11 protein-coding genes are annotated in these 10,820 nt (G+C 73.9%); 4 read left to right on the forward strand and 7 right to left on the reverse strand.

The features are described 5' to 3' along the window. Positions 1-21: 21 nt before the first annotated feature. The 3 genes from NMK34_RS23685 to NMK34_RS23695 all read right to left on the reverse strand — a co-directional run bounded on the left by NMK34_RS23685 (position 22) and on the right by NMK34_RS23695 (position 2,932). Positions 22-1,080: a PhoH family protein gene (locus NMK34_RS23685; protein WP_318335266.1), complete on the reverse strand. Its 1,059-nt coding sequence runs from the start codon at positions 1,078-1,080 to the stop codon at positions 22-24. A gap of 134 nt (positions 1,081-1,214) precedes the next feature. Then, positions 1,215-2,591 (reverse strand): serine hydrolase domain-containing protein, encoded by a 1,377-nt coding sequence (locus NMK34_RS23690; RefSeq protein ID WP_318335267.1) that lies wholly within the window; start codon positions 2,589-2,591, stop codon positions 1,215-1,217. Beyond that, complete coding sequence (locus NMK34_RS23695; protein WP_013475524.1) at positions 2,588-2,932, reverse strand: histidine triad nucleotide-binding protein; 345 nt, start codon at positions 2,930-2,932, stop codon at positions 2,588-2,590. The genes NMK34_RS23690 and NMK34_RS23695 overlap by 4 nt, the downstream gene beginning before the upstream one ends. Before the next feature lie 93 nt (positions 2,933-3,025). Here NMK34_RS23695 and NMK34_RS23700 point away from each other — a divergent pair, with 93 nt between their 5' ends. Continuing rightward, positions 3,026-3,787: an SDR family oxidoreductase gene (locus tag NMK34_RS23700; RefSeq protein WP_318335268.1), complete on the forward strand. Its 762-nt coding sequence runs from the start codon at positions 3,026-3,028 to the stop codon at positions 3,785-3,787. Positions 3,788-3,937: 150 nt separating this feature from the next. Here NMK34_RS23700 and NMK34_RS23705 read toward each other — a convergent pair whose 3' ends face one another. From NMK34_RS23705 to hrcA, 3 genes are all read right to left on the reverse strand, one after another. After that, entirely contained in the window at positions 3,938-4,672 is a 735-nt protein-coding gene (locus NMK34_RS23705) for a 16S rRNA (uracil(1498)-N(3))-methyltransferase (RefSeq protein WP_318335269.1), read from the reverse strand. Position 4,673: 1 nt separating this feature from the next. Further along, entirely contained in the window at positions 4,674-5,819 is a 1,146-nt protein-coding gene (gene dnaJ, locus NMK34_RS23710; RefSeq protein ID WP_175438744.1) for a molecular chaperone DnaJ, read from the reverse strand. Between the two features lie 73 nt (positions 5,820-5,892). Next, a complete protein-coding gene (hrcA, locus tag NMK34_RS23715; protein ID WP_135241584.1) occupies positions 5,893-6,915 on the reverse strand; it encodes a heat-inducible transcriptional repressor HrcA in 1,023 nt (340 codons plus the stop codon). Between the two features lie 232 nt (positions 6,916-7,147). Between hrcA and NMK34_RS23720 the strand changes: the two genes are divergently transcribed. Next, positions 7,148-7,768 carry a DUF4870 domain-containing protein gene (locus tag NMK34_RS23720; RefSeq protein WP_135241585.1) on the forward strand — a complete coding sequence of 207 codons (621 nt, stop codon included), beginning with the start codon at positions 7,148-7,150 and terminating at the stop codon, positions 7,766-7,768. A gap of 39 nt (positions 7,769-7,807) precedes the next feature. On the opposite strand, the gene hemW is transcribed toward NMK34_RS23720, so the two are convergent. Continuing rightward, a complete protein-coding gene (gene hemW / locus NMK34_RS23725) occupies positions 7,808-9,031 on the reverse strand; it encodes a radical SAM family heme chaperone HemW (protein ID WP_318335270.1) in 1,224 nt (407 codons plus the stop codon). Between the two features lie 19 nt (positions 9,032-9,050). On the opposite strand from hemW, the gene NMK34_RS23730 reads away from it, so the two are divergent. Further along, positions 9,051-9,836, forward strand: coding sequence for an enoyl-CoA hydratase-related protein (locus tag NMK34_RS23730; RefSeq protein ID WP_318335271.1), 786 nt, complete (start codon positions 9,051-9,053; stop codon positions 9,834-9,836). 110 nt (positions 9,837-9,946) lie between these two features. Further along, on the forward strand, positions 9,947-10,807 hold the full coding sequence (locus NMK34_RS23735; protein ID WP_318335272.1) for a hypothetical protein: 861 nt from the start codon (positions 9,947-9,949) through the stop codon (positions 10,805-10,807). Positions 10,808-10,820 lie beyond the last annotated feature (13 nt).

Genomic DNA, 10,820 nt, shown 5'->3' on the forward strand with positions numbered 1-10,820 from the left:
GTGACGGCTTCCGCCGGTGGGTCAGCGGCGCCGGCCGGCCCGGCCGCCCTGGGCGGTGCGGCCCGGTACGGCGTGCACGCTCTGCGCCTGCTGGTTCTCCCGCTCGGCGTCCCAGCGGGCGTACGCGTCGACGATGTCGCCCACCAGCTTGTGGCGCACCACGTCGGAGCTGGAGAGCTGGGCGAAGTGCACGTCCTCGACGTTGTTCAGGATCTCCCGGACCACCCGCAGGCCGCTGGTCGTCCCGCCGGGAAGGTCCACCTGGGTGACGTCACCGGTGACGACGATCTTGGAGCCGAAGCCGAGCCGGGTGAGGAACATCTTCATCTGCTCGGGCGTGGTGTTCTGCGCCTCGTCCAGGATGATGAACGCGTCGTTAAGCGTGCGGCCCCTCATGTATGCCAGCGGCGCCACCTCGATCGTGCCGGCGGCCATCAGCTTCGGGATGGTCTCCGGGTCGAGCATGTCGTGCAGCGCGTCGTAGAGCGGGCGCAGGTAGGGGTCGATCTTCTCGTTCAGGGTGCCGGGCAGGAAGCCCAGCCGCTCGCCCGCCTCGACCGCCGGCCGGGTCAGGATGATCCGGTTGACCTGCTTGGCCTGGAGCGCCTGCACGGCCTTCGCCATCGCCAGGTACGTCTTGCCGGTACCCGCCGGGCCGATGCCGAAGACGATGGTGTGGGCGTCGATCGCGTCGACGTACTTCTTCTGCCCCAGCGTCTTGGGACGGATGGTGCGACCGCGCCGGGAGAGGATGTTGAGCGTCAGGACCTCGGCGGGCCGCTCGGTGCCGCCCTGCTCGAGCATGCCGACGGTACGCCGTACCGCGTCTGTGGTCAGGGTCTCGCCTTTCTCGATCAGTTCGAGCAGCTCACTGAAGAGGCGCTCGGCGAGGGCGTTGTCGGCGGGGGCGCCGGTGATGGTGATCTCGTTGCCGCGGACGTGGACGTCACTGTCGATCGAGCGCTCGACGAGCCGCAGGATCTCGTCGCCCGCGCCGAGCAGGTTCACCATGATCTTCTGGTCTCCGACCGTGATCCTGGTCTGCACACGCGGCGTGCCGGGAGGTGGGGTGCCGGTCATAGGTCGGGCCGTCGGGCCCTGCGCCACCTGCTCTCCGCTTCTCGGGCGCCGGGCCCTGCCGGCGCGGCGTTCGGTTACCTCCATCGTATCGGGTCGGCACCGTACGCACCGCGCCCATTTCCGGTGGCCGGCGGTCAGTCGCCGGCGCGGAAGTCGTACCCGTCGAAGGCCTCCTGGGTGCGGGTGAAACGGTAGGTCGCCCAGTGCATCCGGACCACCACGCCCCGTTCGTCGCGGGTCAGCCGCAGCAGCTCCCCTGCCTCCCGGCCGGAGACCGTGCGGAACACGTCCGGCCGGTCCGGCAGCGGCGCGAACACCGCCGGCGGCTTCCCGGCCGGGTCGTCCGCGCCACGCGCCCGCAGCGTCCCGTCGTGCCACGAGAAGACGTACTCGAAGCCCTCGCCCCACCAGCGGCCCAGCACGCCGCGCAGGTGGTCCGGCGCGGGCGGGCCGGGACGCCACGGCTCGATCTCCGCCGGGTCGTGCTCGGCGGCGGCGGCCAGCAGCCGGTGTGGCAGGTCGAGCACCTCCACGCCGGCGCCGGACGAGCCGAGCACCGCGGCGCCCATCGCCCCGGCGGTGCCCTGCCCGCCGCGCCGCCCGTACACGGCGGCGAGGAATCCGGGCATCGCTCCGTCGTGGCCCACGTGTGTCACCCGCTCCGGCTGCGGGATCAGGATCAGCCCCAGCCCGAAGCCGGCCGACCAGACCGACTCGTCGGTGGGGGTGAGCGGCCAGCGCATCTCCTCGACCGTCGTCGCGGCGAGCACCGCGCCGTCCGGGTCCACCGCCGCCGGGTCGGCCAGGAACGCGGCCCAGCGGGCCATGTCCGACGCGGTGCTCCAGAGCTGCGCGGCGGGGGCCACCGCGCCGAAGTCGGCGGGTGGTTCCGGGTGGGCCTCGTCGGAGTACGCGTCGACCAGGAACCCGGTCGCGGCCCGCTCGGTCGGGTACGGGCCGGTGGCGGTCAGCCCGAGCGGGGTGAGCACCCGATCGGCCAGCACCTCGGCCCAGGTGCCGCCGCGCAGCCGGGCGACCGCCTCGCCGAGCAGCGCCAGGCCGAGGTTGGAGTAGTGGAAGCGGCGGCCGGTGGGCAGCACCCGCTCGACCCGGGCCAGGTCGGCCAGCATCTCGTCGACAGCCGGGGCGCGCAGGCTGTCCCACACGTCGCCGTGCGGCTCGCGTTGCAGGCCGGCGGTGTGCGACAGCAGCCGGCGTACCGTCGCGTCGCCGTGCGCCGGCAGGTCGAGGTGCCGCCCGATCGGGTCGTCCAGGTCGAGCAGGCCGTCGTCGCGGCACTGCATGACCAACGCGGCGGTGAAGGTCTTGGTGACCGAGCCGATCCGGAACACCGTCTCCGGCCCGAGCGGGGTGTCGTTGCCGGTGTCGCCCACGGTGCAGGTCCAGAGCGGCCGGTCGGCCCGGTGCAGGGCGGCCGACACCGCCGGGATCCGCCCGGTGGCCTGCACCTGGCGCACCATCCGGGCGAGCCGGTCGGACACGTCGGTCATCGGCAGAGCATCGGGCCGAGCGGCGCGCCACCGAGCAGGTGGGCGTGCACGTGGAAGACCTCCTGGCCGCCGTACGGGCCGGTGTTGAACATCAGCCGGAACCCGTCCACGGTCAGGCCCTCCTCCTCCGCGACCACGGCGGCGGTCTGGAGCACCTCGCCGGCCAGCTCGGGCGCGCCCTGGGCCAGCGTGGCCACGTCCGCGTAGTGCTCCTTGGGGATCACCAGCACGTGCGTGGGCGCCTTCGGGTCGATGTCGCGGAAGGCCAGGGTGGTGGCGGTCTCGCGGACGATGGTGGCCGGAATCTCCCCGGCGACGATCCGGCAGAAGAGGCAGTCCATCGCAGCAGTGTAAGGAGGGGGCCCTGCTTAACGTCTCCGGTATGGGAAGGGGCCCTTTCTAACAGCCTGGCCCGGTGCGGCAGGATGGCCGCCATGTCGGGACGGGCGGTGCTGGTGACGGGGGCCTCGCGGGGCATCGGGCGGGCGGTGGCGCGGGCGTTCGCCGCAGGTGGAGACCGGGTGGCGATCCACCACCGGGACTCGGCCGAGCTGGCCGAGCGGCTACGCGCCGAACTGCCGGGCGACGGACACGTCGTGGTCCGCGCCGATCTGGCCGACCCCGAGGCGGTACGGACCATGGTGGACGAGGCGGCCCAGCGGCTCGGCGGCCTCGACGTACTCGTGAACAACGCCGGGGTGTTCGGGCCGGCCGATCCCCCGCACCCGGTCTTCGAGAGCAGCTACGAACAGTGGCGGGCGCGCTGGCGGGAGGTGCTCGACACCAACCTGGTCGGCGCCGCGAACGCCGCCTGGTGCGCCGCGCAGCACATGCGTGAACGCGGGGGCCGGATCGTCAACGTCTCGTCCCGGGGCGCGTTCCGGGGCGAGCCGGCCAACCCGGCGTACGGGGCCAGCAAGGCGGGGATGAACGCGATGGCCCAGTCGCTGGCGGTGGCCCTGGCGCCGTACGGCATCGCTGTGGCGTGTGTGGCGCCCGGCTTCGTCGAGACCGACATGACCAACGAGCACCTGAAGAGCGAGCGGGGCGAGGCGGTACGCGCCCAGTCCCCGTTCCACCGGGTGGCCCGGCCGGAGGAGATCGCCGCGGCGGTGCACTGGCTGGCGAGCCCCGAGGCCGAGTGGGCGTCGGGCACCATCATCGACCTGAACGGCGCCTCCTACCTCCGCTCCTGACCCCCGCCCCCGACCTCCGGCGATCTTGCACTTTCGGCCCCGACGAAGCCCTGCAAAAGGGGCACACCGAGGGCCCAAACTGCAAGATCGACGGGGCGGGAAGGGCGGGGGCGCGGCCGCGGCCGCGGCCGCGAGAACAGGGCGCGCGGGTTACCAGTGGGTCAGGCGGGTGGCCAGGACTGTCAGGGCTGCCACGCCTGCCGTCGAGGTGCGCAGGACTGACGGGCCCAGGCGGACCGTGCGGGCGCCCGCCTCGGCGAACGCGGCCAGCTCATGGTCGGCGATGCCGCCCTCCGGGCCGACCACCAGCACGATCTCCCCGGCAGCCGGAAGGTCGACTGTGGTCAGCCGGTCCTGCGCGCCCTCGTGCAGCACGTACGCGCCGGCCGCACCGGCGATCCGGCGGGCCACCGAGGCGGTGGACTCGTCCGGCGCGCCGGCCACCACCGGCAGCCACGGGCGGCGGGCCTGCTTGGCCGCCTCGCGGGCGGTCGCGACCCACTTCTGCCGGGCCCGCTCGCCCCGCTCGCCGCGCCACTGCGCCACCGAGCGGGACGCCGCCCAGGGCACGATCTCGTCCACCCCGACCTCGGTCATCGCCTGCACGGCGAGTTCACCCCGGTCGCCCTTGGCGATGCCCTGCACCACGACGAGCCGGGGTACCGGCGCGTCCGCGTACCCCCGGCTCGTGACCCGCAGGTCGAGCGTGCCGCGGCCGACGGCGGTGACCACCGCGGCGGCGGTGCCACCCCGGCCGTCGGCGAGCACCAGTTCCTCGCCGACGCGCAGCCGCTGCACGGTGGCCGCGTGGTGGCCCTCCGGGCCGTCCAGCGTCAGCGTGTCACCGGTCGGCAGCGCCTCGACCAGGAACAGCGGCGCGGACACCTCAGGCGTGCCCGTTGAAGGCGTCGCGCATCCGGGAGAAGAAGCCGCCCTGCTTGGTCAGCTCGGCGACCTCCTCGCCGCGGGTCTTGGCGAAGTCGCGCAGCATCCGCTCCTGGTCGGCGTCGAGCTTGGTCGGGGTACGCACGTCCAGGTGCACGTAGAGGTCACCCCGGCCGGTGCCGCGCAGGTGCGGTACGCCCCGGGCGCGCAGCCGCAGCGTGCTGCCGGGCTGGGTGCCGGGCTTGACGTCGACCGTCTCCTCGCTGTCCAGCGTCTTGATGGTCAGCCGGGTGCCGAGCGCGGCGGCGGTCATCGGCACCGTCACCCGGCAGTGCAGGTCGTCGCCCTTGCGGGAGTAGACGTCGTGCGGCCGCTCGTGGATCTCGACGTAGAGGTCACCGGCGGTGCCGCCACCCGGGCCGACCTCGCCCTGCTGGGCCAGGCGGATCCGCATGCCGTCCTCGACCCCGGCGGGGATCTTGACGGTCAGCGAGCGGCGGGTGCGTACCCGGCCGTCACCGGCGCAGGTCGGGCAGGGGTGCGGGATGGTGGTGCCGTAGCCCTGGCAGACGGTGCACGGCCGGGCGGAGACGACCTGACCGAGGAACGTCCGCTGCACCGACTGCACCTCGCCCCGGCCGCCGCACGCCTCGCAGGTGGCCAGGTGGGTGCCGGCGGCGGTGCCGGCGCCGGAACAGGTGGTGCAGAGCACCGCGGTGTCGACCGTGATCGGCGCCTCGACGCCGAACGCGGTCTCGTTGAGGTCCAGTTCCAGGCGCAGGATCGCGTCCGCGCCGGGGCGGGTACGCGGCCGCGGCCCCCGGCTGCCGCCCGCGGCGCCGCCGAAGAACGCGTCCATGATGTCCTGGAAGCCGACGAACGGGCCGGCGCCGCCGGGACCGCCCGGGCCGCCCATGCCACCGCCGCCCGGGGCGAGCGGGTCGCCGCCCAGGTCGACGATCTGCCGCTTCCGGTCGTCCGAGAGGACCTCGTACGCGGCGTTGATGTCCTTGAACTTCTCCTGGGCCTCCGGGTCCGGATTGACGTCCGGGTGGAACTGCCGCGCCAGCTTGCGGTAGGCGCGCTTGATCTCGTCGTCGGAGGCGTCCCGGCTCACGCCGAGAATGCCGTAGTAGTCCCTGGCCACTGCGTTAGGTGTCCTCATGTTCGTCTCGCGTCGCTCCGGTCGTCGGCCGGAACCGGCCGTCGGCCCTGACTGGTCAGTTCTGGGCCAGCAGTTCGCCCACGTAGCGTGCCACGGCCCTCACCATGGCGATATTGCCGGGGTAGTCCATCCGGGTCGGCCCGAGCACGCCGAGCCCGCCGACGATCGTGCTGCCCGGTCCGTAGCCGGTGCTGACCACCGAGGCGGCCCGCAGGTTGTCGAATTCGTTCTCGTCGCCGATGAGCACCCGGGTGGTGCTCGGCTCGGTCTCGCCGATCAGCTTGAGCAGCACGACCTCTTCTTCGAGCGCCTCCAGGATGGGGCGCAGCGAACCCTGGAAGTCGAGCAGGCCGCCCCGGGTGAGGTTGGCCTGGCCGGCCAGCGCGAGGCGTTCCTCGTGCCGCTCCACCAGCGTCTCCAGCAGCACGGTGGACAGCGTGGTCATGGCCGGGCGCAGGTGCGGCGCGGACTCGTCGACGAGCGCCTGCACCAGCGGCGGCGTCTCGGCGAGCTGGCTGCCGACCAGCTTCTCGTTCACCAGCCGGCGCAGGTCGGTCACGTCGTCGGCGGGCACCGGGGCGGGCAGCTCGACCAGTCGCTGCTCGACCCGGCCGGTGTCGGCGATCATGACGACCATCAGCCGGGTGGTGGAGATCGGCACCAGCTCCAGGTGGCGCACCTTGGACCGGGCCAGGCTCGGGTACTGCACCACCGCCACCTGACGGGTGAGCTGGGCGAGCAGCCGGACCGTACGGTGCACCACGTCGTCCAGGTCGACGGCGCCGACCAGGAAGCGCTCGATCGCCCGGCGCTCGGCCGGGCTGAGCGGCTTGACCCGGGACAGCCGGTCGACGAAGAGGCGGTAGCCGCGGTCGGTGGGCACCCGGCCGGCGCTGGTGTGCGGCTGCCGGATGTAGCCCTCCTCCTCCAGCACCGCCATGTCGTTGCGCACGGTGGCGGGCGAGACGCCGAGCTGGTGCCGCTCGACCAGGGCCTTGCTGCCGACCGGTTCCTGCGTGGCGACGTAGTCCTCGACGATCGCGCGCAGCACGGCGAGTTTGCGGTCGTCGAGACCCATTCCCCACCTCCTGACGCAGCTCGGCCGGGCCGGCACGCGGCATCCGCCGGGCGGCTGGCACTCGACTGTAGCGAGTGCCAGTCTACGTCGGCACCCCCGCCGACGCGATGATCGCCCGACGGACCTGCGGTGCGGCCCACCACACAGCGCCGCCCACCAGGGCCGAACAGCCGGTCATCGTCGGTCTGTGTCGCTCTGGTGCGAGTTGACCGGTGCACCTACCGTGGCGACCATGACAGAACCTCCTCGCCCTCCAGGGGCAGGGGACTCCGGCCCCCAGCCCGACCCGTCGGCGCCCTACGGCTCGTCGCCGGGCAGCGAACCGCCCACCGCTCCACTGTCCGGGGCGCCGGGCGCCGGCGGCTATCCCCCGCCCGGTGACTATCCGCCTCCGGGCGGCTACCCGCCCCCGGGCGGCGGCTACCCCCCGCCGGGTGGCTACCCCCCGCCGGGCGGCACGCCCGGCTACCCCGCCGGTGGCGGGTACGGTCCGGCCTCGTACGCCAACAACGACGAGAAGACGTGGGCCCTGGTGGCGCACTTCGGCGGCGCCGCCGGCGTCATCGTCGGTGGCGGTCTGCTCGGCTGGGTCGCCCCGCTGATCGCGATGATGACCCGGGGTCAGCAGTCCCCGACGGTCCGCGCCCACGCGGTCGCGGCGCTGAACTTCCAGATCACCTGGACCATCGCCAGCGTGCTCGCCTGGGTGATCACGGTCATCACCTGCGGGATCCTGTTCTTCGTCCCGATGCTGGTCTGGCTGGTGCCGCTGATCTTCGGGATCATCGGCGGGGTCAAGGCCAACGAGGGTGTGCTCTACCGCTACCCGATGACCTACAACTTCATCAAGTGACACCGCCGGCCGGCCGAGGGGGCGGCCGGCCGGTGCCGGTCACGGCAGCAGGTCGCGTACCACCGCGTCGGCCAGCAGCCGTCCGCGCAGCGTCAGCACCACGAGCCCTCGCGCGTACGCCCCGGCGTCGAGCAGCCCGGCGTCCCGGGCCCGCTCGGCGCCCGCCCGGCCGGGCTCGTCCAGCACGTCCAGCGGCAGCCCGGAGGCGAGCCGCACCCGCAGCATCACGTCCTCCATGTGCTGCTCCTCGGGGCTGAGCCGCTCCCGGGCCAGCGCCGGCGAGGCACCCTCGGCCAGCCGGGCCGCGTACGCGCTCGGGTGCTTGACGTTCCACCAGCGCACGCCGCCGACGTGGCTGTGCGCCCCCGGGCCCAGGCCCCACCAGTCGGCGCCGGTCCAGTAGAGCAGGTTGTGCCGGCACGCCGCCGCCGCCGAGCGGGCCCAGTTCGACACCTCGTACCAGGAGAATCCGGCCGCACCGAGCGCGGCCTCCGCGGCCAGGTAGCGGTCCGCCGCCACGTCGTCGGAGGGGTACGGCAGCTCGCCCCGGCGCATCCGCGCGGCCAGCCGGGTGCCGTCCTCCACGATCAGGGCGTACGCGCTGACGTGGTCCACGCCCGCGTCGACCACCTGGGCCAGCGAGGCGGCGAAGTCGTCTGCGGTCTCGCCCGGCGTGCCGTAGATCAGGTCCAGGTTCACGTGCTCGAACCCGGCGTCGCGCGCCTCCAGCGCGGCGGCGGTGGCCCGGCCCGCGCTGTGCCGCCGGTCCAGCACCGCGAGCACCCCGGGAGCGGCGGACTGCATGCCGAGCGAGATCCGGGTGTAGCCGGCCGCCCGCAGCGTCTTGAGCGACTCCGGGCTCACCGACTCGGGGTTGGCCTCGGTGGTCACCTCGGCGTCGGCGGCCAGCCCCCAGACGCGGTCGATGCCGTCGAGGATCCGGGCCAGGTCGTCGGCGGGCAGCAGGGTGGGCGTGCCGCCGCCGACGAAGACCGTGTCGACCCGGGGCGGCGGTGAGTCGCCCAGCACCCGGGCGGCCAGGGCCAGCTCGGCGAGCACCGAGTCGGCGTAAGTCTCCCGGCTCGCCCCGCCGCCCAGCTCGGAGGCGGTGTACGTGTTGAAGTCGCAGTAACCGCACCGGCTGGCGCAGAACGGCACGTGGACGTACACGCCGAAGCCGCGCGCGCCGACGGCGCGGCGGGCGGTGGCGGGCAGCGATCCGTCGCGCGGGACGGGTTCGCCTTCTGGAAGGACGCCGGGCATGGCCACTAGTGTGCCCGGCATGACCTCTCCGGACGTTCTCGTGCGAGTCGCCACGGCCCGTGGGGTGACCACCCTCACCCTGGACAGCCCGCACAATCGCAACGCGCTCTCCACGCCCCTGATGACCCAGCTGCTGGCCGGGCTGGCCGACGCGGTCGCCGACGACGCGGTACGCGCGATCGTGCTCGACCACACCGGCCCGGTCTTCTGCTCCGGCGCCGACCTGAAGGAGACCGCCGCCGCGTACGCCAGCGGCACGGTGCCCGCCGGGATGCTCGGCGACGTGCTGGTGGCGGTGCGGGAGTGCCCGAAGCCGGTGGTGGCGAAGGTCGCCGGGCCGGCCCGGGCCGGTGGTCTGGGCCTGATCGCCGCCGCCGACCTGGCGGTCTGCGCGCAGGAGGCGACGTTCGCGTTCACCGAGGTGCGGATCGGCGTGATCCCGGCGGTGATCTCGGCGACCGTGCTGCCGCGGCTGGGCCAGCGGGCCGCCGCCGAGCTGTACCTGACCGGCGACACGTTCGACGGCCGCCGCGCCGCCGAGATCGGCCTGGTCACCGCCGCGGTGCCGGCCGACGAGCTGGACGCCGCCGTCGGGCGCTACTGCGACTCGCTGGTGAAGGGCGCGCCGGGGGCGCTGGCCGGGGCGAAGGAGCTGCTGCGCCGGCCCGCCGGGACCGACCTGCGGGCCGAGATCGCCGAGTTGGCCGCGCTGTCGACCGGGTACTTCCTCTCCGACGAGGGGCGCGAGGGCGTCATGGCGTTCCGGGAGAAGCGTCCCGCCGCCTGGGTGCCCGCCGGAGACTGAGGGCGCGGCGGGCCCCGCGGGAGCCATTGCGGCCGAGGTGGGGCCCGCCGGTCGGCCGAGACGCGCCGGTGCGGGTGGGACGTACGCTTGTCGGACTGTCGGGACAGGGGGTGCGGGTGCGGACGCGAGCGGCGATCGTGGCATCTGGGGTGGCGGTGTGCGTGCTGGCACTGCTCGCGGTCTATGTCGTGACCAAGCAGTTCGGCGAGCACCTGCGGCTCCCCCTGTCCAGCCGGACCTGCACGGTGAAGGCCGACGGCGAGGTGGTGCTCGGCGCCGACCAGATGGCGAACGCGGCCACCATCGCGGCCATCGGGATGCAGCGCCGGATGCCCGAGCGGGCGGTGGTGGTGGCGCTGGCGACCGCGTACCAGGAGTCGCACCTGCGCAACATCGCCCACGGCGACCGCGACTCGCTCGGCCTGTTCCAGCAGCGCCCGAGCCAGGGCTGGGGTACCCCGGAGCAGGTCCAGGACCCGCGGTACGCGGCGAACAAGTTCTACGCCGCGCTGAAGAGGGTCAAGGGCTGGGAGCGGATGCGGGTCACCGACGCCGCCCAGCGGGTGCAGCGGTCGGCGTTCCCCGAGGCGTACCAGAAGTGGGCGGACGAGTCGGAGGTCCTGACCCGCGCGTTGCTCGGCCACGCGACCGGCGCGGTGGCCTGCACCGTGTCGTCGCCGCCGACGATGCGCGGCCCGGCCGCCGCCAGCGCCGTGCTGGAGAGCCTGTCCCTGGACTGGGGGCTTCCCCGGCTGGCCACCGCGACCGACCTGACCGCGCTCACCGTGCCGGCCGGTGGGGACCGCAACGGCTGGCGGTACGCGCACTGGCTGGTCTCGCACGCCGACGACCACGGCGTGAAGAAGGTCCGCTTCGGCAACCTGGAGTGGACCGCCGAGCAGGGCTCCTGGGCCCGGGTGAAGGGCGACCCGGCCACCGAGGTGCGGGCTGAGGTGTTCGCCGCGGCCTGACCGGCCCGCCGGC

Origin of the sequence: Micromonospora sp. BRA006-A, from assembly GCF_033433935.1 — a bacterium.
Classification (GTDB): domain Bacteria; phylum Actinomycetota; class Actinomycetes; order Mycobacteriales; family Micromonosporaceae; genus Micromonospora; species Micromonospora aurantiaca.

Coding starts and splice junctions, on each gene's coding strand:
- NMK34_RS23685 (WP_318335266.1), bottom strand. CDS start 1,080: ATGACCGGCACCCCACCTCCCGGCACGCCGCGTGTGCAGACCAGGATC.
- NMK34_RS23690 (WP_318335267.1), bottom strand. CDS start 2,591: ATGACCGACGTGTCCGACCGGCTCGCCCGGATGGTGCGCCAGGTGCAG.
- NMK34_RS23695 (WP_013475524.1), bottom strand. CDS start 2,932: ATGGACTGCCTCTTCTGCCGGATCGTCGCCGGGGAGATTCCGGCCACC.
- NMK34_RS23700 (WP_318335268.1), top strand. CDS start 3,026: ATGTCGGGACGGGCGGTGCTGGTGACGGGGGCCTCGCGGGGCATCGGG.
- hrcA (WP_135241584.1), bottom strand. CDS start 6,915: ATGGGTCTCGACGACCGCAAACTCGCCGTGCTGCGCGCGATCGTCGAG.
- NMK34_RS23720 (WP_135241585.1), top strand. CDS start 7,148: ATGACAGAACCTCCTCGCCCTCCAGGGGCAGGGGACTCCGGCCCCCAG.
- hemW (WP_318335270.1), bottom strand. CDS start 9,031: ATGCCCGGCGTCCTTCCAGAAGGCGAACCCGTCCCGCGCGACGGATCG.
- NMK34_RS23730 (WP_318335271.1), top strand. CDS start 9,051: ATGACCTCTCCGGACGTTCTCGTGCGAGTCGCCACGGCCCGTGGGGTG.